This is a genomic window from Terribacillus aidingensis (assembly GCF_900215625.1).
Taxonomy (GTDB): domain Bacteria; phylum Bacillota; class Bacilli; order Bacillales; family Amphibacillaceae; genus Terribacillus; species Terribacillus aidingensis.
Genome location: NZ_OBEK01000007.1, coordinates 47,772 through 69,303, shown reverse-complemented (window position 1 = coordinate 69,303; position 21,532 = coordinate 47,772). Strand labels below are relative to the sequence as shown.

General features: G+C 43.1%; 30 protein-coding genes and 1 rRNA gene. 10 read left to right on the top strand and 21 right to left on the bottom strand.

Annotated features, from left to right (window positions below; all coding sequences use genetic code 11):
- From CRO17_RS16645 to CRO17_RS17940, 3 genes are all read right to left on the bottom strand, one after another.
- A 16S ribosomal RNA gene (locus tag CRO17_RS16645) occupies nt 1–235 on the bottom strand; the annotation flags it as partial.
- Between the two features lie 614 nt (nt 236–849).
- Nucleotides 850–1,068, bottom strand: a complete 219-nt coding sequence (locus CRO17_RS16640; protein WP_097043583.1) for a hypothetical protein — start codon at nt 1,066–1,068, stop codon at nt 850–852.
- Nucleotides 1,069–1,307: 239 nt separating this feature from the next.
- On the bottom strand, nt 1,308–1,442 hold the full coding sequence (locus CRO17_RS17940; RefSeq protein WP_281253851.1) for a hypothetical protein: 135 nt from the start codon (nt 1,440–1,442) through the stop codon (nt 1,308–1,310).
- A 293-nt stretch (nt 1,443–1,735) separates the two neighbouring features.
- On the opposite strand from CRO17_RS17940, the gene pdaB reads away from it, so the two are divergent.
- Both pdaB and gerD read left to right on the top strand, forming a co-directional pair.
- Nucleotides 1,736–2,497 (top strand): polysaccharide deacetylase family sporulation protein PdaB, encoded by a 762-nt coding sequence (gene pdaB / locus CRO17_RS16635; protein WP_097043582.1) that lies wholly within the window; start codon nt 1,736–1,738, stop codon nt 2,495–2,497.
- Nucleotides 2,498–2,563: 66 nt separating this feature from the next.
- A complete protein-coding gene (gerD, locus tag CRO17_RS16630) occupies nt 2,564–3,133 on the top strand; it encodes a spore germination lipoprotein GerD (RefSeq protein WP_097043581.1) in 570 nt (189 codons plus the stop codon).
- A 161-nt stretch (nt 3,134–3,294) separates the two neighbouring features.
- On the opposite strand, the gene CRO17_RS16625 is transcribed toward gerD, so the two are convergent.
- Entirely contained in the window at nt 3,295–4,356 is a 1,062-nt protein-coding gene (locus CRO17_RS16625) for an Mrp/NBP35 family ATP-binding protein (protein ID WP_097043580.1), read from the bottom strand.
- A gap of 101 nt (nt 4,357–4,457) precedes the next feature.
- Nucleotides 4,458–5,180 (bottom strand): N-acetylmuramoyl-L-alanine amidase CwlD, encoded by a 723-nt coding sequence (gene cwlD / locus CRO17_RS16620; protein ID WP_097043579.1) that lies wholly within the window; start codon nt 5,178–5,180, stop codon nt 4,458–4,460.
- Between the two features lie 132 nt (nt 5,181–5,312).
- Between cwlD and CRO17_RS17395 the strand changes: the two genes are divergently transcribed.
- The 4 genes from CRO17_RS17395 to CRO17_RS16605 all read left to right on the top strand — a co-directional run bounded on the left by CRO17_RS17395 (nt 5,313) and on the right by CRO17_RS16605 (nt 6,625).
- Nucleotides 5,313–5,516, top strand: coding sequence for a hypothetical protein (locus CRO17_RS17395; RefSeq protein WP_143596033.1), 204 nt, complete (start codon nt 5,313–5,315; stop codon nt 5,514–5,516).
- A gap of 68 nt (nt 5,517–5,584) precedes the next feature.
- Complete coding sequence (locus CRO17_RS16615; protein ID WP_245864838.1) at nt 5,585–5,977, top strand: NUDIX hydrolase; 393 nt, start codon at nt 5,585–5,587, stop codon at nt 5,975–5,977.
- Between the two features lie 13 nt (nt 5,978–5,990).
- Nucleotides 5,991–6,173, top strand: a complete 183-nt coding sequence (locus CRO17_RS16610; protein ID WP_097043577.1) for a hypothetical protein — start codon at nt 5,991–5,993, stop codon at nt 6,171–6,173.
- Nucleotides 6,174–6,187: 14 nt separating this feature from the next.
- Complete coding sequence (locus CRO17_RS16605) at nt 6,188–6,625, top strand: VOC family protein (RefSeq protein ID WP_097043576.1); 438 nt, start codon at nt 6,188–6,190, stop codon at nt 6,623–6,625.
- A gap of 31 nt (nt 6,626–6,656) precedes the next feature.
- On the opposite strand, the gene CRO17_RS16600 is transcribed toward CRO17_RS16605, so the two are convergent.
- Complete coding sequence (locus CRO17_RS16600) at nt 6,657–7,526, bottom strand: cation diffusion facilitator family transporter (protein WP_097043575.1); 870 nt, start codon at nt 7,524–7,526, stop codon at nt 6,657–6,659.
- Nucleotides 7,527–7,755: 229 nt separating this feature from the next.
- On the opposite strand from CRO17_RS16600, the gene CRO17_RS16595 reads away from it, so the two are divergent.
- The 3 genes from CRO17_RS16595 to CRO17_RS16590 all read left to right on the top strand — a co-directional run bounded on the left by CRO17_RS16595 (nt 7,756) and on the right by CRO17_RS16590 (nt 8,621).
- Nucleotides 7,756–7,953, top strand: a complete 198-nt coding sequence (locus tag CRO17_RS16595; protein ID WP_097043574.1) for a hypothetical protein — start codon at nt 7,756–7,758, stop codon at nt 7,951–7,953.
- 85 nt (nt 7,954–8,038) lie between these two features.
- Nucleotides 8,039–8,200, top strand: coding sequence for a hypothetical protein (locus tag CRO17_RS17665; RefSeq protein WP_179637154.1), 162 nt, complete (start codon nt 8,039–8,041; stop codon nt 8,198–8,200).
- Nucleotides 8,201–8,282: 82 nt separating this feature from the next.
- Nucleotides 8,283–8,621 carry a hypothetical protein gene (locus tag CRO17_RS16590; protein ID WP_245864834.1) on the top strand — a complete coding sequence of 113 codons (339 nt, stop codon included), beginning with the start codon at nt 8,283–8,285 and terminating at the stop codon, nt 8,619–8,621.
- A gap of 209 nt (nt 8,622–8,830) precedes the next feature.
- Here CRO17_RS16590 and CRO17_RS16585 read toward each other — a convergent pair whose 3' ends face one another.
- Nucleotides 8,831–9,133, bottom strand: a complete 303-nt coding sequence (locus tag CRO17_RS16585) for a hypothetical protein (protein ID WP_097043573.1) — start codon at nt 9,131–9,133, stop codon at nt 8,831–8,833.
- 104 nt (nt 9,134–9,237) lie between these two features.
- Nucleotides 9,238–10,041, bottom strand: coding sequence for a glycerophosphodiester phosphodiesterase family protein (locus CRO17_RS16580; protein ID WP_179637152.1), 804 nt, complete (start codon nt 10,039–10,041; stop codon nt 9,238–9,240).
- A gap of 244 nt (nt 10,042–10,285) precedes the next feature.
- Between CRO17_RS16580 and CRO17_RS16575 the strand changes: the two genes are divergently transcribed.
- Nucleotides 10,286–10,672 (top strand): DUF3221 domain-containing protein, encoded by a 387-nt coding sequence (locus tag CRO17_RS16575; protein ID WP_097043571.1) that lies wholly within the window; start codon nt 10,286–10,288, stop codon nt 10,670–10,672.
- 619 nt (nt 10,673–11,291) lie between these two features.
- Here CRO17_RS16575 and alsE read toward each other — a convergent pair.
- The 13 genes from alsE to rplQ form a co-directional block, all read right to left on the bottom strand.
- A complete protein-coding gene (gene alsE, locus CRO17_RS16570; protein ID WP_097043570.1) occupies nt 11,292–11,987 on the bottom strand; it encodes a D-allulose 6-phosphate 3-epimerase in 696 nt (231 codons plus the stop codon).
- A gap of 78 nt (nt 11,988–12,065) precedes the next feature.
- Nucleotides 12,066–13,166, bottom strand: a complete 1,101-nt coding sequence (locus tag CRO17_RS16565; RefSeq protein WP_097043569.1) for a PTS fructose transporter subunit IIC — start codon at nt 13,164–13,166, stop codon at nt 12,066–12,068.
- A 181-nt stretch (nt 13,167–13,347) separates the two neighbouring features.
- Complete coding sequence (locus CRO17_RS16560; protein ID WP_097043568.1) at nt 13,348–13,800, bottom strand: PTS sugar transporter subunit IIA; 453 nt, start codon at nt 13,798–13,800, stop codon at nt 13,348–13,350.
- Between the two features lie 33 nt (nt 13,801–13,833).
- The gene (locus CRO17_RS16555) at nt 13,834–14,151 is read right to left on the bottom strand and encodes a PTS fructose transporter subunit IIB (protein ID WP_097043567.1); all 318 of its coding nucleotides are present in this window, start codon (nt 14,149–14,151) and stop codon (nt 13,834–13,836) included.
- Nucleotides 14,152–14,165: 14 nt separating this feature from the next.
- A complete protein-coding gene (locus CRO17_RS16550) occupies nt 14,166–14,600 on the bottom strand; it encodes a PTS sugar transporter subunit IIA (RefSeq protein ID WP_097043566.1) in 435 nt (144 codons plus the stop codon).
- Complete coding sequence (locus CRO17_RS16545; protein WP_097043565.1) at nt 14,590–16,083, bottom strand: BglG family transcription antiterminator; 1,494 nt, start codon at nt 16,081–16,083, stop codon at nt 14,590–14,592. Before CRO17_RS16545 ends, CRO17_RS16550 begins: the two co-directional genes overlap by 11 nt.
- A gap of 622 nt (nt 16,084–16,705) precedes the next feature.
- Complete coding sequence (gene rpsI, locus CRO17_RS16535) at nt 16,706–17,098, bottom strand: 30S ribosomal protein S9 (protein WP_077304190.1); 393 nt, start codon at nt 17,096–17,098, stop codon at nt 16,706–16,708.
- Between the two features lie 20 nt (nt 17,099–17,118).
- Nucleotides 17,119–17,556: a 50S ribosomal protein L13 gene (rplM, locus tag CRO17_RS16530; RefSeq protein WP_077304187.1), complete on the bottom strand. Its 438-nt coding sequence runs from the start codon at nt 17,554–17,556 to the stop codon at nt 17,119–17,121.
- A gap of 171 nt (nt 17,557–17,727) precedes the next feature.
- A complete protein-coding gene (truA, locus tag CRO17_RS16525; protein WP_097043564.1) occupies nt 17,728–18,471 on the bottom strand; it encodes a tRNA pseudouridine(38-40) synthase TruA in 744 nt (247 codons plus the stop codon).
- Between the two features lie 11 nt (nt 18,472–18,482).
- Nucleotides 18,483–19,286 carry an energy-coupling factor transporter transmembrane component T family protein gene (locus tag CRO17_RS16520; protein WP_097043563.1) on the bottom strand — a complete coding sequence of 268 codons (804 nt, stop codon included), beginning with the start codon at nt 19,284–19,286 and terminating at the stop codon, nt 18,483–18,485.
- Nucleotides 19,279–20,145 (bottom strand): energy-coupling factor ABC transporter ATP-binding protein, encoded by an 867-nt coding sequence (locus tag CRO17_RS16515; RefSeq protein WP_097043562.1) that lies wholly within the window; start codon nt 20,143–20,145, stop codon nt 19,279–19,281. The genes CRO17_RS16520 and CRO17_RS16515 overlap by 8 nt, the downstream gene beginning before the upstream one ends.
- Entirely contained in the window at nt 20,121–20,954 is an 834-nt protein-coding gene (locus tag CRO17_RS16510; RefSeq protein WP_097043561.1) for an energy-coupling factor ABC transporter ATP-binding protein, read from the bottom strand. Before CRO17_RS16510 ends, CRO17_RS16515 begins: the two co-directional genes overlap by 25 nt.
- A 203-nt stretch (nt 20,955–21,157) precedes the next feature.
- Nucleotides 21,158–21,511, bottom strand: coding sequence for a 50S ribosomal protein L17 (rplQ, locus tag CRO17_RS16505; RefSeq protein ID WP_077304172.1), 354 nt, complete (start codon nt 21,509–21,511; stop codon nt 21,158–21,160).
- Between the last annotated feature and the right edge of the window lie 21 nt (nt 21,512–21,532).

Here is a 21,532-nt window from a genome sequence, read left to right as displayed (position 1 = left end):
GCCGAAACCGTCTTTCCATTTTCAATCAGGAGAAAGAAAATACTATCCGGTATTAGCCCCGGTTTCCCGGAGTTATCCCAGTCTTACAGGCAGGTTGCCCACGTGTTACTCACCCGTCCGCCGCTCATTCCACTAGAATCACCCCGAAGGGGTCATCTAGCTTCCTGCGCTCGACTTGCATGTATTAGGCACGCCGCCAGCGTTCGTCCTGAGCCAAGATCAAACTCTCCATGAAAGTGTGATGCTTTGCTTCTTGCGCTGACGTTGATCTTATAAAAGACCATGTCGTTTAGTTCGTAATTGGTTGTTTTGTTCAGTTTTCAAGAATCAAGTTGTTCTCGCTCGTTTCAGCGACTTAAACATCTTATCATGCCTTCGTTGTTTGTGTCAACAACTTTTTAAAAAGAACTTAATAATTTGTTTGGCGTGTTTTTTCATCTTACCTTAGCGCCGTTTAATAGTATACGACCAATTCAACTAGGAGTCAACACCTTTTTTGTATTAAAATTTGAAAGCCTCTGTGAGAGCCCTCTATGGAGCTTTCAGACCGCCTTGCAGACTCCGCCATTCAATGTCGCAGAAGCTTATCTTACCACAAAAAAAGCCCTAGTGAAATGGACTTTTCCTGCTTAACTCTTCATAAGGAGTGCTTTTAAATCATCATCAAGGTAACTATGGCAGCTGCTAGACCAGCAGCAACAGACTCCACCAGCCTCTCAGCTGAATTCCTGTATAGAGAAGGTGCTGCGGCCCCCGGCAATACCACCACTCCATAAAGCAGAACCAAATCACTATCGCACCAATTCCATATCTGTTCAATAGGAATCCCGCTAAAAGGTCGTTTACGCATTAAATCTTACGGAAAAGGTTTGCAGCCATAATAAAGCTGGTGAAGGCCATTGCATCTATATAGAAAGAGATTATGACAGCTGCCCAATCAGCTCCCTTCTTTTTATTACATTCTGCAGCCCACCGCCAGAGAAGATACCCTCGTTTATATTTCTGCTGCATAACATCTGGTTCTTCTCTTTCCATTCTAAAAGCCAATGCAAATAGTAAGTCGTTCATCAAACTGCTTTCTCCTCTATAATAAGGTTTGTTTGAATTCCGCCGCATCATATCGACAATTTGGCCAATAGCTATGTCCTGTGTCTATTACAACACACGGCTTCCTTTTTCGTTCACATCCAGCAATCCGCAATGCACAATATTGATGCGCTCCCTAATTGACACTTCTTCTATTGCATCTATCTTCCTTTCGGCAGCTTCCGATTCTCCTGTTAGCATCTCTTCATTGAATTTAATGTTTATCCGCTGATTAGCCTGCTATCAGCTGGCACCAAATACCCGGCTTCAAGCTGCACCCCTGCAGCTGCAATCCATATAATAACCACCGTAGATGTGGTGAGAAACAACTTCCACTCGGGACCTTTCCCTTTCACTACATTGCATCCCGCTGCTTCCAACCATCGTTATGATTCTCCATCTCCTAATCCTTCTAGCTATATCCCTTACTTTTGTAACACGTGAACTGCATCCAGCTGGCAAACCTTCGCTAACTCGCCCCTTTCTAAGGTATCACTGAATTAGATATCCAAGACCGCACAAACCAGAACCCATACTTTTGTTAAATTCCTGTCATTTCTCATCTCTACCCGAGACAAGCATCATGTTCCCGGACAGGCATGCATAGAATGGAACTACATTACTGCGAACAACGAAGGGAATGATAGGCATGCAGCACTTTTATGTATTCCGTTTCAACAAGTGGAAAAGGTGGGCATTCGTCGTAGCGGCGGCAATGTTCACAGCATTGATCATCTGGATGGAGACGAGCAGCTCGCTGTCGGTCTTTTCTTCAAAAGAAAAGCCTGCAGCACTGACCCAAGGAAACAAAGACGAGCCCAATATCGCGCTTACTTTCAATATCAGCTGGGGTGATACACAAGCTATTCCTATCTTGGATGAATTGAAAGAACAGAATGTAAAAGCTACCTTCTTCGTCAGCGGTGAATGGGCAGAGCGTCACCCCCAGATTATCGACCGCATTGTCGAAGATAAACATGAACTCGGAATGATGGGATACCGCTACAAAAGCTATATTGATCAAGAACCTGCACAAATACGAAAAGACCTTACGTATGCAAAAGAAATATTCCGCAAGCTCGGGCATGAAGATATAGAACTGCTTCGCGCACCGACTGGAGATTTTAATACAGAAATTATTCAGCTATCTGAAACACTTGGACTAAAGGTGATTCAGTATAGTGTTAACCCAAAGGACTGGCGCAACCCCGGCACGCAGCTAATTGTCGATGAAGTAATAGAAGAAGCGAACAACGGCGATATCATCCAGCTGCATGCATCTGATTCTGTAAAGCAGACAGCAAAAGCATTGGAAACCATCTTGCCGGCATTGAAAAACAAAGGCTATCACTACGTCACCGTCAGTGAACTGATTGCCGGCGGCTCAGCAGAATTGAAAGAAGTGAATTAAATGTATAACTACTGCTCCTTCTGCAGAAAGTAAGTGTACTTATTACACTGGAAGGAGCACGTGTCTATGTATGTACGAATAGTGCCGATCTTGTTCTTATCTCTTTTCGTGCTTGCTTCATGCACAGGCGGCGGCCAAGCCGCAGAGAGCAGCCAGCCCGATTATGATACGACGAAACAGATGGTCGCAGATATATTGAAGACAGATGAAGGCAAAAAAGCTATTTCAGAAGTTATGTCAGATGAAACGATGCAAGATTTGGTCTCACTCGACGCCAGTAAAGTAGAAGATGCGATCAACAAGTCCTGGACATCAGAAGAAGGAAAGAAATTCTGGAAAGAGCGTTTTGAGGATCCAGAGTTTGTCGCAGCTTTTGCCAAGAACATTGGTCCGGAACAAAAAAAGCTTATGAAAGAACTAATGAATGACTCTGGTTTTCAAAAACAAGTACTTCAAATTATGCAAGATCCGAAAATGCAGGAGCAGATGCTCAGCGTTATGAAAAGTCAGGAATTCCGCAAAGAGATTGAAAAAACAATCCAAGAATCAGCGGAAACTCCGATGTTCGAGCAAAAACTGATGCAAACCGTCCAGAAAGCACTGGAAGAAGCACAGTCTAAACAAAAAGAGAAATAAAAAATGAGCCCCAGACCATGATTCGTATGGTTTAGGGCTCTTTTAGTGTTATAAGTGGATCACTTAACTGGCACTCTGCTCTGCTGCCGGACTGAGATAGCACCTATGCACCAGTCCCAAGATACAACAATACGGAGAGCCATCGCGCTCTCCGTATTTTCTTATTGCATATATTTTTCAAGAATAGCTCGTGCTAAGTCATCATACGCGTCACCAAGCGGATGATCCTCTTGGTAAACAGCTGGCGCAAACACACCTTCTTCTTTATAAGGCTGTGCTAGCGGCAAACGGCCGATTACTTCTGTATCGAGTGCATCTGCCAGCTTGTCACCGCCGCCTTTGCCAAAGACGTATTCTTTCTCGCCTGTTGCCTGCACTTCATAATATGCCATGTTCTCCACTACACCAAGAATCTCATGGTCAGTACGAAGTGCCATTTGGCCTGCTCGCGCTGCAACGAATGCCGCGTTTGGATGCGGTGTTGTCACAATGATCTCTTTGGAAGAAGGCAGCATTGTATGAATGTCTAAGGCTACATCGCCAGTACCTGGCGGCAGATCGACTAGCAAGTAGTCCAGATCATCGCCCCACTTCACTTCTTTAAAGAAGCTTGTCAGCATTTTACCGAGCATTGGGCCACGCCAGATAACAGGTCCATTATCCTCAACAAAGAAGCCCATTGAAATGATCTTCACGCCAAAACGCTCTACTGGTGTAATCTTGTCGTCTACTACTTCTGGGCGTTTCTCAATTCCCATCATTTCCGGCACACTAAAGCCGTAAATGTCTGCATCAATAATACCGACTTTAAAACCAATTCGTGCAAGTGCAACAGCAAGGTTTACCGTTACAGTCGATTTACCAACACCGCCCTTACCACTCGCGATATTAATGAATTTCGTTTTCGTATTTTTGTCCAGCAAAGAACTCTGCTGACTCGGAGCCTCGCTCTGACTATACCGATCGACTACCTCCTGCGGCAGCTGATCAAAGCGCAATCCTACTGTCGCAGCACCTGCACTCTTCAGAACGTTAACAATTTCCTGCTGCAGCTGCATTTGTTCTGCTGTATTCGTTTTACCGACTAAGATTTTCACACTAACATGGTGCTTCTCTTCCTTGATTCGGATATCTGTGATTGCACCAGTTTCTCCTAGTGTCGTATGTAAAAAAGGATCTTCAATATCATTCAGAAGCTCCCGCACTTTATCTTCTGTTACCATGTGAATGCCCCCTACCTAGCTTGTCTAAGGAAAACGTTTTCCAGACTGCTTTTACCGCTAGTATAACACATTCTTAGCGAAGCTAGGCAAGCGGTGCTCGTTCACTCATCTTCCGGCAGTTTCTCTGTCGTATAGCGGAGTATCCCTTCATAAATACTGAATGCCATCTTATCTTGGTACACATCATCTTTCAGCAGTTCCAGCTCTCTTGGATTGGACATAAAACCAATCTCCACAAGTGCACCCGCTGGTTCTGTGTGCTTCAGCAGATACATTGTATTTAGCGCAAGCGGTACGCGCTTCGTATTCTCCAAATTTCGCTTGATTTCATCTTGAATGAATGTTGCCAGCGCTTTACTGCCTTCTTTGTCTTTATTGTAAAATGTTTGTGCGCCAGACCATTGCGTAGCAAGCAGTGCATTTGTATGGATACTAATATAAAAATCCGCTTCCTTTTCCTCAATAAAGTCTACGCGTCTCCGGATATCCTCTGATTTCCGCCGCGACAGCCCTTTTGTATCTTCATCAGCTAAATCCACATCCGCTTCTCTCGTCAAGTAGACAAGTGCACCTGCCTGCTGCAAATAATCTCGAAGCGATTTTGAAACAGCCAAAGTAATCCGTGCCTCCTGGGTACCATCTGCTCCTTCTGCACCGCCATCTACTCCGCCATGCCCTGGGTCAATGACAACTGTCTTCCCCGCCAGCGGCAGCGACCAAGAATGGGAAGATTGTTCTGTCGTCACGATTCTTGGTACATAATAAGCGAGCAGCATAATAAATAAAGCACCGGCTACGGCACCTGCAATCCACCTTCTCGTCATTCCTGCTTCCTCCCATACCGCACATTTGTACACTATATGGGACAACCATTCCAGATATACACTGTTCTTTGGATTTTATACTGGCACTGGTATAATGAAACTATATCTAGATTGAAGAAAAGGACGTACAACATGAAATTCGATAACCAGACTAGAAGATTGTATGTAAATGTTGGGATCTATATCGTGCTTGGTGGGTTGAGTGTACTGCTCTATCTTCTCCACGATAACCTTATTATCACAGGAGTCTCTATGTTGGTGAGCTACTTGATCAGCTACAGTATCTCCAACCACTTCTTCCCGCGCAGCAAAGACAGCATTTATCCAAAAGACTAAAAGGAGTTCTGATGGTGGCCAATTATATCCATGATTTACGTGAATTCGTCGGCAGCCGCCCGCTTGTCATGGCAGGAGCCGGGGTAATTGTCCGCAACGAAGCAGATGAGCTATTGCTGCAGCTCCGGGCCGATACAAAAGATTGGGGCTTGCCTGGCGGCTCGATGGAGCCGGGCGAGTCATTGGAAGACACTGCAAAGCGGGAGCTTTTTGAAGAGACAGGTTTGCATGCGGAAGGCTTTCGCTTCTTGCGTATGTGCTCCGGTCCGGAATTCTACGCTAGGTACCCAAACGGAGATGAGGTTTACAATGTCATCTCTGTCTACGAAGCCCACAGCGTATCAGGCGAATTTGCCATGCTGGATGGTGAAAGCTTGGATCTGCGTTACTTTGCACTAGATGATTTGCCCGAACTCAATCACATCACCCAGAAGATGCTTTCTGGCCTACTTATTCCATAAAGGGGCTGCGACCATGACACGAAAAACCTTGATGTACCTCTTCATCATGCTGACCGGTTTTGCCATTGGCATCTACAGCAACTTCCCTAACATAGGCACATTAATGCTTATGGCGGTGCTTATTGCCGCAGCAGTCATCATGATTCTTTACAACATCAGTATAGGGTTAAAAAAACGGAGGCAAAATAAACGATAGGAGCGTTTGCCGATATGAATCAGATTAACTTGATTTGCTTAGGTGTAAGAAATATGCAAGCTTCTCTTGCCTTCTACCGTGATGGATTAGATTTTGAAACCAGCGTAAAAGAAAATTCGCCGAATATCGTTTTTTTCAATAACAACGGAACAAAGCTGGAACTGTTTCCGCTCGAGCAATTACAAAAAGATATTGGCAGCGACAATCCGCCCGCATTAAGTACTGGCGGTTTTCCTGGCTTCACACTCGCGTACAATGCTAAGACAGAACAAGAAGTAGACTATGTCATCGAAAAGGCCGCCCGAGCTGGTGCCACTATTATTAAGCAGCCGCAGCGTGTCGATTGGGGAGGATACAGTGGTTACTTCACCGATCCTGACGGTTATTATTGGGAGGTAGCCTTCAGCGAGCATTGGAAATTCGATGAAAACAACATGCTGATTATTGATTAACAAAAAGCCAGAAGCAGGCCGCTTCTGGCTTTTATTGTGGTTCAACATGGACATTCACCCAATAGACACCGTGTTCTCGTTTCAGTGTCTTCTCAACTGTAGTAGCTACATCATGCGCCCTGCGGATATCTAAAGTAGAATTCACCAATATTTCCGTATCTACTATTGCATTATTGCCATAGCTTCTCGCTTTCATTGTTTTTATTCCCTTTACACCTTGAATCTGCAGGATGGTCTCGGTATAGGCTGCCATTAATGTCTCATCAAATCCGTCTGTCAGCTGATGAGAAGCAGAGGAAAAAATATCCCACGCTGTTTTGCAGATAATGAGTCCAACTAGAATAGCAGCCACCGGGTCAAGCCAAGTTAATCCGAGCTGAGAACCAAATATACCTACAACGGTTCCTACACTCACGAGTGCATCAGACAAATTATCCTTTGCTGCCGCTTTAACAGATTGACTGTTTATCTTTGAACCTAGCCGCATATTATACCGATAAACCCCAAACATAACGACCGCGCCGAAAATACCTGTCCATGCCGCCAGCATATCGGGTGCCTCATTCGACCCATCAAATACATTCAGCACTGCTGTATACAGTACTTGCAAACCTACTGTCATCATAATGAAAGACGCAATCAGACTCGCAACAGTCTCCGCTTTCCAGTGTCCATATGGATGATCTGCATCCGGCGGCTTCCTCGCCAGCTTCAAACCAATCAGTACAGCAACAGAAGCGACAATATCGGTAGCATTATTCAAACCATCTGCCCGCAGTGCTGCCGATCCGCTTATAATTCCTACAATCAATTTCAAAGAAGACAAAACAAGGTAAGCGCCGATACTAATATAGACACCGCGCTCGCCCATCTTCAGCTCCTTGTATTTTTCAGTTTCCAACGCCTCGTCAGCCCTTTCATTCCAGTTCCATCATCATAGCAGTCTGACAGCAGGTGAGTCTATAGCAATGATTTTTCAATCTCCCATTTGAATAGCCAGCAGCTAATAGTTTTTCCCTAAGTAAAAGCGCAGATAATTCACAAAAATACAGCTGATCAAACGATTGATTGAATTAGGCACTCTCCGCCCATAACTGCATATGCTAGTGTGAGGAAGGAGCGATGATCTGTTGAATAATAATGCTATCATTATCGAGGAAGAAAGGTATGAATTCATCGCTACGGTCATCTCCTATATAGGTCTGATATTAACTATGATCGGAGCGACGATAGCCCTTTATGTCTCATATGCTTCCTATAAACGATCTCTTGAAAATGCTGTACTTGGAAACGGCGCTATCCCCATCACTACATCGGTTATTGCATAAGCATGAAAATGCCTCTTGGTTACTACAATGGTAGCGGAGGCTCTTTTATTGAGCATCCAGAAGACAAGCCGGAGGAGGAAGAGAAATGAAGGAAGATTTGGAACAGCGCATTCGCCTGCTGGAATTAGAATTGGAAAAACTGAAAGAAGAAAACAAACAATCCAGCCACACCTGGGTGTGGGCTTTTGTTCCGATACTTGCATTATGCATTCCAGTCTTGGCTATTCTCCGTGATACATTCCAATAAAAATCACATATTAATTAGGCTGCTGTCCTGCGCCTTCCGCTCCTGCCCGTCATACACTGGCACAGAAAGGAAGGTGTTTTTCATGCAAGAACAAAATCAATCATTAGTACCTTACCAAACAAATCAGCAAGTGTCTTATTCTTACCCCGTTCATACAGACGCATACCGTCGCCGTCCAGACTTTGGCTTCGGACGTCCTGGTTTTGGTTATGGCCGCCCAGGTTTCGGTTATGGACGTCCAGGGTTTGGCTACGGCCGACCAGGATTTGGCTATGGTTATGGCTACGGCGGACCATTCCTAGGCGGTGTTGTAGGCGGTCTGCTTGGCAGCAGCTTGTTTTATCCGAATTATTATATCCAGCCCGCGCCTTACTATCCTCCATATAATCCGTACTATAATAACCAATATTACGGATATTAATATAGATGAAGAGGGATGCAGCTAGTCCCTCTTCTTCTCTTTGATTTTATTTCTGCAGTGATTATTGCTTCTAGTTTATCCACCACCACCTGCTTCAAGGAGTTAGACAAGCTCTATTTTTGTCTTGGATCAGCGATAGAACAGCACTATCAACTAAACTTGCGATATTTCCGCTAAAGAAGACATACCGCTTTAGCGGCATGCCTTCTTTAGTAGCTTTGATCTCTTTGGCTCATTTTTATAATTGCTGCGATCACCATTAACGCACCTGGTAAAAGGAAATATAATAATACTGCATAAATACCAATAGCAGTTGCTCCAATTAAGAGGACACCCCCGATAATTGGTTTCTTATCAAGTAAAAGTGCCGCGATAATCCCCAGAACTCCTGCTGCAATTCCAAGTATTCCAAAATTGCCGACTGTATACGTACTTTCGATTAATGTTAAAAACATAGCTAGCAGGGAAGCAATAATACCAAAAATGCCTCCTACAGTTCCTACTACTTTCACGTGTATCGACTCCCTTCCATGCTCCAATTATCTTATTTCTATATCACCCCTGATCGAAGCTAAACCTTAAGAAATAAAAAAAGGAATAAATCACTAGTTATGATTTACTCCCGTTTCTCCGCTATGCTGGCTAAATAAGCTGGATTGTCTGAAAAAATACCATCCACACCATAGTGAAGCATTTCCTCTGTCCATTCTCTTTCATCACCGCGGTAATAGGCGTGAACCTCCAACCCATTCGCTTGAATAAGGTAAACTAGAGATTCGTCCAGAATTCCCGCATAAATCCCAACACAGACAGCCTTTTTCTGTAAGTCTTGTAACTTGTCTGCATCCAACTGGTCTACCTCTTTCTTCTTCAGCAGCTGAACTAACGTAAGCGCTGGATCTAAATCGTGCAGCGCGTTAATGCTAGCTTTACTGAATGACTGCAAAATGACTTGGTTCTGCGGAATACGATGCTGCTTCAGCAATTGCAGCAAGTCCTCCTCCATAATTAATTCTCCTTCGTCACTCTCACGCGTTTCAATATAATAATTTACGCTATCCCCGTACCGTCCTAAAATCTCTTTTAAGGATGGCACCGATTGCCCTTCTCCTGCATCTAACGTCTTTAACTCCTTTAATGTCATGTTCTCAACCAAACCTTCACCATCTGTCGTCCGGTCAACTCTATCATCATGCATCGCAATCAGCTCACCATCCGCTGTCTTGCGTAAATCAATTTCAATGTAATCTGCTCCATCTTCCAAAGCCTGATCGTAAGCAGGGAATGTATGCTCGGGCTCCACCGCAGAAGCCCCGCGATGGGCGATTACTAATAATTCCTTATTCGTTCCTTTGGCAGCTTCTGTGCCAACTAAAGCACAACCAGCCAATAACAATACACCTGCAGCTAAAAAAATCATAGTAAATTTCTTCATACTACCAATTTAAAAGAGCAGTGTGAAGATTACTATAAAGTAAACGTAAAAAATGAAGGAAGAATCATCCTGCCATTTACATTGGCTATATATAATTATTGTGCAATTCATATTCCAGATACGTTTTACAGCGATCCGATTCGTACACGACATGGCTGGTACTTCGCCAAAGTTTAGGAAGGAACATTTTTCGCAATGGAGAATGTTATAACGATGAGGGGTGAGATATATGAACAAAAAACAAATGCGTCTATTTATCCTACTTACAACTTCTCTGGTAATATTACTCTTCGCTGCATTTCTAGTATTCACAGTTATCCCGACTCACAAAGGCGTTATAGTAGAAGTTCTGCATAATGAAGAAACCGGCCAGTCTTCAATTTGGGTAGTAGAAGGTATATCGGCGGATATAAACAACAAGTCTAAAGAGGAATTAGCAGAACGGTATAAGTACCAAGGAATTATATTTAAATTACCTTCCTATCTCCCCGATAGAGTAAAGAAGGATTTATTTGCAGGTCAGGAAGTGAAGATCTATATTAATGGAACAATTCAAGAGTCTGGTCCTGGCGGCGGCAAAGCTTATTGGGTAACTGCCGATCATAAGGAAGAGTAGTGCTGGTACAGGAAGCAGGTATAGGTGGAAAAACTGTTATGACACCATTTGAATGGCTTCGCTTCCAAGATGTAAGTGTAACTGATATCGACTTTATTGAGACAGTAATTATAGATCAATCCGTTTATAAACAAGGTCTCTTAAAATGAGATGCTCCTGCGTGCGCTAATGATTCAGCATTTCCCTAACTACACTTACCATCCAAGCTACGAAGCTGGAGGATTTTAATCTACTGCTTCGCGTTAATCATACTTTTGTGAACGGCGGAGATATCCTCCATCGGTAGAAGGAACAAGGGATATATACAATTTTCTGTTCACGAATACTAAAAGCGAACACATTAAACTGGAAATTATTGCAATAAAAGGTATATCACCTTTCCGACATCACTTCAAAATGCAGCTCAACAAATTGATTAAATGTTCTAGCCCTCTTTAAAACAAGATCAGTTTTGTAATCTCCTTCTTTAAATAAAATTATCCCACTGCTCAGAAGAAAATTGGCTACTACGCACCAAATGGATATGGTAGCATGGCAGCCTAATAAGGGTGTTTTATTTATGTCTCACATCGCTAGGTCAATCTAATCCTTTTGAGAGCCTTTCATTCGCATTCCATATCTAATTTACAGGTATTGCTTTCCCAGTCATTTCCTCATAATCTTTCTTCATAATATCCCACGATTTTGCTATATCATCATCTAATCCAAATAAACCACTGCGTCCGACAATATAAATATCAGGACCGGCAGCATCAATTTTCTTAAATGATTTCCGGTTAGACGATCCATCCATTTCAATGACATACTGATATTCTTTTTCTGCCCGCAGTTCTCTTAATGCCACAATTTTATTAAGTGTGCTTTCGATGAACCGCTGCCCGGCAAACCCTGGATCAACTGTCATGATTGTTATTTTATCTATCGACTCAATATAAGGGAAAATTGTCTCAATCGGTGTTTCAGGATTTAATACAACTCCCGCTTTTAGACCGGCATCATGTATTTGATCAATCAGCCGAAAAGCCAACCCGTCCAGTACCTCTGCATGCATGCAAATCCACTCGCACTCCATATCAACTAATTGCTGCACCCAGTAGCTGGGGTCTGTAACCATTAGATGAACAGACATGGGCAGATTGCTTATTTTACGTACTTCTGAAATAAACCAGGGCGATAACGTTATATTCGGCACATAGTGGCCGTCCATAATATCAATATGGTAAGAACCTGCATGATTATTCAGAAAGGTGATTTGTTCTTTAAACTTATCTAAGTCCATTGTCATCAGTGACGGTGAAAACTCGACTTTTTTCATTTCTTCATTATCCTCCTCAGATTCATACTCTCTTCCGGAATATTAAACGCTTTCAAGGCTGCCATAATGATGCCTATATTAAGTAATCTTAATATCAGCTAAATCAATATCGTCTTCTTCCAAATCTGTCTCTACATCTGCTTCCTCTGCAGCCACGTTCTTTTTAATCACCGCCAAGGCTACCGCTGTTACAACAACATTGACCAGGATTGCGACAGCACCTGTCCATGGCTGCGACATAGTCGGTAACATCAGTACCCCTCCGAAAGGTACCGTTGCATCTGCTCCCAGCACCATCGATACCGCACCGCCGGCCGCACCACCAATAGCTGTTGCGACCACACACCGAACTATATCATTCATAACAATTGGAATGACGCCTTCCACGATATTAATAATACCCATGGGAACCGCCGATTTTAACGTTTCCGTTTCTACTTTTGTATATATACTTTTTCCAAATAATTTCGCCACAAAGTAAGCTAAGCCAAACCCGATTGGTGTTGCTGTGTTTACTAGCTGCAATGCTGTAATTGGACCATTAACACCCTCTGCCTGCATCGTCAATACAAAGGCAAACACGGTTTTGTTGATTGGACCTCCAAAATCTACACCGCTCAGGACACCTATAATTCCACCAAACACGAGCAGCGAGGAAGATCCCAGACTGTTTAGTGCATTTGTTAGTAGGGAAGTTAAACTTGCTATCGGAATACCAATAATATAAACCATGATCAAACCGCCAATAATGGAGGTTAAGAATGGAATAATTAAGGTTGGCATTAACCCCTTCGCCCACTTAGGAATTTTAAGATACCTTAAGATTGCGAGTGCAAGATAACCTGCTAAATAGCCACCTAGAATACCGCCAATAAAGCCAGCACCAATTGCATTGGCAGTTAAACCAATTATAAAACCTGGGGCTATACCCGGCTTACCTGCAATGGAGTAGGAAATTCCTGTTGAGATAACGACAGGTAATAGGCCTAAACCGGCTGCGCCCATCGTTGCCAAAGCATCCCAAATGTTGAATTCACCTTGAACTAAGTCCGTTTGGTTCGTACCGCCCATTGCCATTCCAAGTGCTATTAAAAAACCCGCTCCGCAAACTACCGGAATCAAATACGATATCGCAGTCAATAAATGACCTTTAAGATTTAATTTCTTTAGTTTACTCATTTTCTACCCTCCAATATATTCAGCACCTCAAACCTATGAAGTTAGAAGGTTTAGTAGAGAAGGTCAGGATGACAGATGTCTCTAGTGCCAGATCGCATCTTGCATAATTACATTTGAATGAATCTGTAAGGGTAAACCGGCTTTCCTGCTGCTGGCGAAAATTATAAAAGTCCCTCATTCTTTAGCTGCAGAGTGCTTCTTTCACACCGGCAGCGTCTTTTGATTGCAGCAAGTTTTCAATAACTTCATCATTACCTAATCTTCTTGCAAACAGTGACAACAACTTCAGGTGTGTCTGTGCACCGTCATTTTCTTTTCCAACAGCGAAAAGAATGATTCCCTTCACTCCGTTGTCATCGAGTGTCTCCCAAGGGATCTCGTCCTGGGTGATTCCAATAGCTACGCCTATCTTTTCAACAGATTCACTATTACCATGAGGAATTGCGATAAAATTACCGATTCCTGTCTCACCCATTGCTTCTCTTTCATAAATGTCCTTCAGAAAAACTTCTATATCTGTGATATATTCATTTTGCAGCAGGACCTCCGCTAGTTCTTTTAATGCTTCTTCCTTACTCTTAGCTTTCATATCGGTTCTAATTGTGTTTATATCTACAATATCTTTTACTTCCATGCTATCTCTCTCCCATCCCATCTTTTAAGAAGCTTATCTCGGCTGTACGATAACTTCTGCTGCCTTAGCAATTAATTTATTTGGCGATTTAACAGCTACATCTGTTGGAACTTCAATGATACGCTTTCCTTCAAAACGTTCTCTTCCTGCAATCTTTACGTCTGCAGCTATGATCACGATGTCCGCTTCCGCTATTTGTTCCTGCGTCAATTCGTTTTCCGTTCCGATTGTTCCTTGTGTTTCCACAGTAATCTCATATCCTGCTTTCTTGCCTGCGTTCTCTAATTTCTCCTGCGCGATATAAGTGTGAGCAATACCCACTGTACATGCTGCTACTCCTACGATTTTCATGATTATTCCTCCTGTTATCTTTTGATTTGTTTATAAAAATCGGCTTCTTCCTCAATCGTCAGCAACCGGTCTACATATTCTTCATCCGCTAACGCTCGCATGAATGAAGCTATTTTTTGCTTTATTTGTACATCTTCGTTTTCTTTCAGTAAAACACCGATTATCAGCCGTATATCTTTTGTTTCCGCATCCCAGGATTCTATTGAATGTAATAAACGGATAAGGATGATTTGGCTTTTCCCCACCTTATTGCTCTCGATATGCGGCAGCACGACATGTTCAGCAATTAACATGCTCCCTTGTCCTTCTCTTTGTATTAATTGCTTCACAACAGCTTCTTTTTGCAAAGGATCTTCTAACCTAGCAACGTTTGAAAGGAAAACATATACCTCATTCTTGGTACTTAACGCAGCGTTAGAATAAATTTGATAGAAAGAGTCATCCTGCATGATTAATTTCCTCTATCTTTCTCTGCAGCCGCTTTTGATCATCCACCGTAAACATTGCACTCACCAGTAAATGATGCATTGGTACCTTGTCTTTTAATTGAACCGTACTTAGAATCAATTCAGCATCTGCGTACTTCTCATTTACCATCTGTATATTTTGCGAAGCTACTACATCTACGATTTCCAGCTCAGGGAATTTTCTTGACACCTTAGCTTTTAGAAGCTCTGACGTACCAATGCCTGTCGTACACATAATAAGTGTTTTTATCGGGCGCTGATACTGACCCGTTACAATGACTTTTGCAAAATAGAGTGTAATAAAGCCATTTTCATCGTCATTGATAGCCGGCAGATTATATTTCTCACATACAAATTGAGAGACTTTTGCGACCCCCGAATATACATCACCATAAGTTGCTTTAATTTGGTTTAGCACACTGTTCTTCGTTCGAATCTTATATTCCAATCTGTTCAGCATCGGTTTAATATGGTTGGCTAAATCATTGAAAATAGATTCACTTTCTATATCGATACCCAAGTAAACACGCATGCCTTCAATATACGCATCGGTCACTTCGATAACCTCTGGTGAAAAGGTAGAGGTTTTTGCAGCAGAACCCTGCATTCTCGACGAAACTAAATACTGATAGAGAAAATAAATCTCAATATCCGGCAGAGAGCAGTTTAGATACGTTTGGGTATCATGCACAACGTCTTTCGCAACCGCATACAAAATTGTGTCTCTTTTCATATTTTCTAGTTCTTCATCAGAAACCTTATCAATAAAGAGCAAGGCAGGCACTTTTCTTAAGCGGCTGAGCAGTATATATAAGTGAGAGAAAATGTTTACATTATACGGATAAGGAATCGTACTATCTAAAACCTTCTCCATGTCTCTTAACTGTCCTAATATAAACAACACATCGAATTTATTAAAATTGAGTTCCTGATTTCGTTTCAGATCATCGAGATCAATCGTGTTAAATATCTCATTAACGTGCTTAATCGCCTTTCTGATTTCAGCTTCTTCCCCAAGGATGACCAGCTTCCGATCTTTCCGCTCTAATACTAAGTTGTACTTTTTCAGTTCTTTGCTCATTATCTGTTCATCATTAAAAATGACAGATTCACCTACGTAGTAGTCACTAAACAAATGGTAAATACTTATTGGCTTAGGGGATGACAGTAGCAGTTCTTCCATAATACGTTTGCGTCTCTCACCCGGCGAAAATTGTTTCTCGTGATACTTGTTATTACTTTTTTGGTAGTTAATGAAGTTTTCATAATCTAATCGATAACCTCTCCCTCTCTCCGATAAAATTAAGGGACTGCCCATGGACCCATCGTTGATTTTCTTTATCAGGCGGTAGATTGTTTTCTGTGATACATCCAGTTCATCTACCAACTCATTTGAAGTAACATAATCCTGCCTTATTGAAAGGAACAATAACAGATCTTGTTCGCGATTATCTTTTGAACTCATCGGTCATGCCTCCCTTGTATTTATAGTAACGCATTTTATGTAAACGCTTCCTTTGAAAAATGGCCGTTGTAACGGTCATTTTTTTGTCGCTTTATAGGTATTTTATGATCTTTGAGATGTCAATGAAGGTAAAGTGAAGCGTTCCGGGTTAATAAAAACAGCCATTACAGGCATTGGAGCCAAAACAAACAATTGTGACATGATTTTCAAATGTAATTGTCAGAACCTTTAGTATCTTACTTTTGCTGATAGTCTCCCGCTCTTATGCTGTTACTGAAAGAAAAAATAGCCATCTGGCACCAAGGGACAATACCCGCTAAGTACGGTCAATGGAATTTTAAAAAAAGGGTCTGCCCCTTCATAATTGAAAGGACAGACCCTTTTTTTATTTATCTCTTACATTAAATATAGTGGACCGAGATATAGATATTGCCTATGTCTCAAAACGAATAGGACATATAAATTCTCAGACCACACAGAACTACTACCTAGAATTAATGCCAGAAAAAAAGCACCAGCAAGATGCTGATGCTTTAAATCTGTTGAGTGCTTTATCCAGTTGATAATTTGAACCAACTTGAACCAAAGATCTCTTGTAAACGTTGATGCAATAAGGAATTGATTAACGTTTTGAGAACTGTGGAGCGCGACGTGCACCTTTAAGACCGTATTTCTTACGTTCTTTCATACGTGCGTCACGAGTTAGGAAACCAGCTGCTTTAAGTGTTCCGCGGTATTCTGGGTCCGCTTGTAGAAGCGCACGAGATACACCGTGACGGATAGCACCTGCTTGTCCTGTGAATCCACCACCACTAACGTTGATTAGAACGTCGTAGTTACCAGCAGTTTCTGTTGCAACTAGTGGTTGGTTGATGATTGTACGAAGTGTTTCGTATGGGAAGTAATCTTCCGCACTACGGTTGTTTACTGTTACTTGACCTGTGCCTGGTACTAGACGTACGCGGGCAGTAGAGCTTTTACGGCGACCGGTGCCGTAGTATTGTACTTGTGCCACTATCGTTTACCTCCTTTTTATTAACCGCGAAGCGTGTAAGCTTCTGGTTGTTGTGCTTGGTGTTTGTGCTCAGCGCCACGGTATACGTGAAGCTTTTTAATCATTTTACGTGCAAGTGGACCCTTAGGTAGCATGCCTTTAACAGCAAGCTCAAGCATTTGCTCAGGGTATTTTGTACGCATTTCATCAGCAGTACGCTGTTTCAAACCACCTGGGTGGTTAGAGTGACGGTAATAAATCTTGTCAGCAAGTTTGTTACCAGTAAGTTGAATTTTTTCAGCGTTGATGATGATTACATTGTCACCAGTGTCGGCATGTGGAGTGTAAGTTGGTTTGTGCTTACCGCGAAGGATAGCAGCAACTTCACTTGCAAGACGACCAAGAGTTTGGCCTTCTGCATCCACAACAAGCCATTTGCGTTCGATATTGCTTTCGTTCGCCATGAATGTTGTACGCATGTCAGTTCCTCCAATTTTCGATTTAAATCGTTCATTTATTATTCTACACAATTAGTCTTCCGGGGCTAATCGTGGTATAGAAATAAAATGCCATAAACCATAGTATATCATCATAGTCGCCTATGTCAAGTTCATGTAACGCCCGAATGCGTTGTTTTACAAAAAAAGTTTTCAGTAATCTACTTTCCAAAGGAAAAGGCCGCTTGCAGCCGCTGTTTTACTTGCTAGCTGACGGTCCTTCGAAGCTAGTATGCCAGCCATATCCTCGGGCTCCTTCCGGCCGTTTCCGATATCAATTAATGTACCGGCAAGAATTCGCACCATATTGTAAAGAAAACCGTTTCCGGTAAAGGTCAAAACGAGCATATCATCTTGCTTTTCACAAGTGGCTTCATAGATGGTTCGGATCTTCTCACCCTTTACCTCCGCACGAGCAGAACAGAAGGCAGTAAAATCATGCGTTCCCTCTATAACTTGGATTGCTTGCTGCATCCTATCGAACTCGAGGTTATACGGCACATGGTGCACAAAGCGGCGCTTAAACACATCTTGTTCCGGGGCATTATGAATGAAATACCTGTATTGCTTCCGCTTCGCGTTGTAGCGCGCATGGAAGCCTTCCTCCGCCTCTGTTATATCTACAATACGAATATCGTCAGGCAGCAGCGTGTTCAGCGCCTTACGCCAATTATAGTCTCCTAAACGGAGCTCTGTATCGAAGTGGATAACCTGGCCCTTTGCGTGCACGCCTGCATCTGTGCGGCCTGATGCCTGGATCCTGATCTGCTGTCCTTTATGAATCTTGGTAAGTGCTTTCTCTATTTCACCTTGGATAGTGCGATACTGATCCTGCACCTGAAATCCGGAAAACTTCGTACCTTCATAGCTGACAATCGCCTTCATACGTTGCGTCATTTTTCTTTCTCCTAACTATAATCTCTCGTTATCAGCGCTGCGGCTGTGATGACAATAAAGCAGACAAGCGCTGCAACATCTCGTTTTACCACCCGCAATTCCCGAAGCTTGGTCCGGCCTTCTCCGCCGCGATAACCTCTTGCCTCCATTGCCATAGCGAGCTCTTCCGCCCGTTTAAACGCACTTACAAACAACGGCACAAGCAAAGGGATAACCGCCCGCACACGCTCTCGAAACGGCCCTGTACGGAAATCTACACCCCTGGATGCTTGAGCGTTGGAAATCTTCTCCGTTTCCTGCAGCAAAGTCGGGATAAAGCGCAGGGAAATAGACATCATTAATGCTAATTCATGGACAGGAAATTTGAATCGGCGCAGCGGTCCGAGTAACGATTCAACAGCATCCGTTATCTCAATTGGTGTCGTTGTTAATGTCAGTAGAGACGTTAACAAAATAAGCAAAAAGAAACGCAAAGAGATTACCGCACCTTGCTCTAGCGCACCGCTGTAGATGGGCAAACCGAAGACATGAAACAAGACAAAACCTTCCCTGGTCACAAATAAGTGCAGAATGAATGTGAACACAATCAGGAACCATACTGGCGTCAACCCTTTGGCAATAAAGCGCCGCGGCACCTTCGTCAGTATCGTACTTCCTAATGCGAACAATGTGAATAAACCATAGCTAATTACATTATTGGCAAAGAAAATAAAAATAACGTAAAAGAAAATAATCAGCATTTTCACGCGCGGGTCCATTCGGTGCACGATGGAATTAGTCGGTACATACTGACCTACGATTAATAGATTATTCATCCCTATCACCTGCCAAAGCTGCCAGCTGTTCTGCCAGTCTCTCAACATCCTGCCCTTGATAAGCAAGTGGTTTTCCAAACTGGTCCGAGGCCTTTAAAAGAAATTGAAACATCTCTGGTACGTCCAGCTGAACCTGCTGAAGCGCCTCACGTTGAGAGAATACCTCGACTGGTGTGCCCTCCATGTATTTCTTGCCTTTATCCAGTACAAGCACATGGTCGGCATACGCAAGCGCATCTTCCATACTGTGTGTCACCAGTAACGTCGTCAGCTGCTGTTCCTTATGAATACGATAAAACATGTCCATGATTTCCTTTTGTCCACGCGGATCCAGACCCGCTGTTGGTTCGTCTAAGACCAATACTCGTGGACGCACAGCCAATATACCTGCAATCGCTACTCTTCGCATTTGCCCGCCGCTCAATTCAAACGGCGAACGTTTTAACAGATCTTCACCCAGACCAACTGCCCGCGCACTTTCTGCTACTCGCTTTTGAATCTCTTGTTCCGGCACACCGAAGTTACGCGGACCAAAAGCGATATCTTTCTCTACTGTCTCTTCAAATAACTGATGTTCTGGATACTGAAAGACAATACCGACTTTTTCACGGAGCGCTTTTGCGTGCTTTGGTTTCTTTTTCGGTTCTAATACGTAATCACCGATGCGGACCTTCCCATTTGTCGGTCGGATTAAGCCGTTCAAGTGCTGGATAAGGGTAGATTTCCCGCTGCCAGTATGACCTACAATGGCTGTAAAACTGCCAGAAGGAAGATGGAAAGACATACTATCCAGTGCTTTATGCTCGAACGGGGAATTCGCTTGATACGTATAGTCTACTTTCTCGAATGTAATGTCCATAATGTATCTAACAACTCCTCGTGATCAATCGGCTCTTCCGTAAGCGGTACACCTAGCTTCTGCAAAGCATGCGCAAGCTGGGAGACGAACGGCACGTCTAGTCCAATCTGCTGTAATTCAGTTTGTTTCTTCACTAACTCTCTTGGTACTGTCGTCATCCATACTTCCCCATTATTCATCACTAAGACTCTTTCTGCCTGCATGACTTCATTTAGATCATGTGTGATTGTTATGAGGCCGATCTGCTGCTCTGCTTGTACACGATGCACGGTATCCAGGATTTCTTTTCTGCCTAATGGATCTAGCATTGCTGTCGCTTCATCTAAAATGATGACACGCGGAGATATAGCCAGCACACCAGCAATCGCTACTCGCTGCTTTTGCCCGCCTGACAGCCGGTACGGTTCATGCAGAAGATAATCATGCATACGCACTTGCTCTAAGGATGACGTGATACGTTCCATCATCTCTGTACGCGGCACACCGCGATTCTCTAAACCAAATGCTACGTCATCACGTACAGTTGTACCAACAAACTGATTATCTGGATTTTGAAATACCATTCCAACTTGGCTGCGTATCTCCCATATATTCTCCTCTGTTAAAGGGATGCCATTAATGAAGATTTCTCCTTCACTAGGGAACAGTAAGCCATTCATCAGCTTGGCGATCGTTGATTTACCGGAACCATTGTGCCCGATAATAGCCAGCCATTCACCAGTCTCTACTTGAAAACTCACATTGCGTAATACGTAAGGCTGGTCTTCTTCGTAGCGAAAAGAAACATTCCTAAATTCAATCGCGTGCATACTTGTCGTGCTCCTTCGTCATTACCCGACTATTTCCGGGGAAATACTGCAAACGTGTATGTCCGTTCCTGTCATTTCTATTGCTAGTATAAATAAATTAGACAAAAAAGAAAAGCAAGCCCCATAATGGTGCTTGCTTTTAATAAAAGAAAAAGGGCCGGAATACACCTCGTGGTAGAGATTTTCCTGCCCTTGTAGCTTACTTATACTAGTTCAATGATTGCCATTGCGGCACCGTCACCACGACGCTGTCCAAGTTTCAACACGCGTGTGTAACCACCTTGTCGCTCTTCGTAACGTCCGGCGATATCGCTGAATAGTTTTTGTACTGCATCTTGGTTCTCATCCGCTTTTGTACCGTACAAGAAAGAAGCAGCTTGACGACGAGCGTGAAGGTCTCCACGTTTGCCAAGAGTGATCATTTTTTCTACTACAGAACGAAGCTCCTTCGCTTTCGCCTCCGTTGTTTCCAATCTTTCGTGTACGATAAGATCAGTTGCAAGGTTGCGCAAAAGCGCCATACGAGCATCAGTAGTACGTCCTAACTTTCTAGCCATAGGTTATCCCTCCCTTTCCTG

Bases quoted from the DNA above. Each gene is read 5' to 3' on its own strand.
- CRO17_RS16640 (WP_097043583.1), bottom strand. From the start codon at position 1,068: ATGAACGACTTACTATTTGCATTGGCTTTTAGAATGGAAAGAGAAGAA.
- pdaB (WP_097043582.1), top strand. From the start codon at position 1,736: ATGCAGCACTTTTATGTATTCCGTTTCAACAAGTGGAAAAGGTGGGCA.
- gerD (WP_097043581.1), top strand. From the start codon at position 2,564: ATGTATGTACGAATAGTGCCGATCTTGTTCTTATCTCTTTTCGTGCTT.
- CRO17_RS16625 (WP_097043580.1), bottom strand. From the start codon at position 4,356: ATGGTAACAGAAGATAAAGTGCGGGAGCTTCTGAATGATATTGAAGAT.
- cwlD (WP_097043579.1), bottom strand. From the start codon at position 5,180: ATGACGAGAAGGTGGATTGCAGGTGCCGTAGCCGGTGCTTTATTTATT.
- CRO17_RS17395 (WP_143596033.1), top strand. From the start codon at position 5,313: ATGAAATTCGATAACCAGACTAGAAGATTGTATGTAAATGTTGGGATC.
- CRO17_RS16615 (WP_245864838.1), top strand. From the start codon at position 5,585: ATGGCAGGAGCCGGGGTAATTGTCCGCAACGAAGCAGATGAGCTATTG.
- CRO17_RS16610 (WP_097043577.1), top strand. From the start codon at position 5,991: ATGACACGAAAAACCTTGATGTACCTCTTCATCATGCTGACCGGTTTT.
- CRO17_RS16605 (WP_097043576.1), top strand. From the start codon at position 6,188: ATGAATCAGATTAACTTGATTTGCTTAGGTGTAAGAAATATGCAAGCT.
- CRO17_RS17665 (WP_179637154.1), top strand. From the start codon at position 8,039: ATGAAGGAAGATTTGGAACAGCGCATTCGCCTGCTGGAATTAGAATTG.
- CRO17_RS16590 (WP_245864834.1), top strand. From the start codon at position 8,283: ATGCAAGAACAAAATCAATCATTAGTACCTTACCAAACAAATCAGCAA.
- CRO17_RS16580 (WP_179637152.1), bottom strand. From the start codon at position 10,041: ATGATTTTTTTAGCTGCAGGTGTATTGTTATTGGCTGGTTGTGCTTTA.
- CRO17_RS16575 (WP_097043571.1), top strand. From the start codon at position 10,286: ATGAACAAAAAACAAATGCGTCTATTTATCCTACTTACAACTTCTCTG.
- alsE (WP_097043570.1), bottom strand. From the start codon at position 11,987: ATGAAAAAAGTCGAGTTTTCACCGTCACTGATGACAATGGACTTAGAT.
- CRO17_RS16565 (WP_097043569.1), bottom strand. From the start codon at position 13,166: ATGAGTAAACTAAAGAAATTAAATCTTAAAGGTCATTTATTGACTGCG.
- CRO17_RS16560 (WP_097043568.1), bottom strand. From the start codon at position 13,800: ATGGAAGTAAAAGATATTGTAGATATAAACACAATTAGAACCGATATG.
- CRO17_RS16555 (WP_097043567.1), bottom strand. From the start codon at position 14,151: ATGAAAATCGTAGGAGTAGCAGCATGTACAGTGGGTATTGCTCACACT.
- CRO17_RS16550 (WP_097043566.1), bottom strand. From the start codon at position 14,600: ATGCAGGATGACTCTTTCTATCAAATTTATTCTAACGCTGCGTTAAGT.
- CRO17_RS16545 (WP_097043565.1), bottom strand. From the start codon at position 16,083: ATGAGTTCAAAAGATAATCGCGAACAAGATCTGTTATTGTTCCTTTCA.
- rplM (WP_077304187.1), bottom strand. From the start codon at position 17,556: ATGCGTACAACATTCATGGCGAACGAAAGCAATATCGAACGCAAATGG.
- truA (WP_097043564.1), bottom strand. From the start codon at position 18,471: ATGACGCAACGTATGAAGGCGATTGTCAGCTATGAAGGTACGAAGTTT.
- CRO17_RS16520 (WP_097043563.1), bottom strand. From the start codon at position 19,286: ATGAATAATCTATTAATCGTAGGTCAGTATGTACCGACTAATTCCATC.
- CRO17_RS16515 (WP_097043562.1), bottom strand. From the start codon at position 20,145: ATGGACATTACATTCGAGAAAGTAGACTATACGTATCAAGCGAATTCC.
- CRO17_RS16510 (WP_097043561.1), bottom strand. From the start codon at position 20,954: ATGCACGCGATTGAATTTAGGAATGTTTCTTTTCGCTACGAAGAAGAC.
- rplQ (WP_077304172.1), bottom strand. From the start codon at position 21,511: ATGGCTAGAAAGTTAGGACGTACTACTGATGCTCGTATGGCGCTTTTG.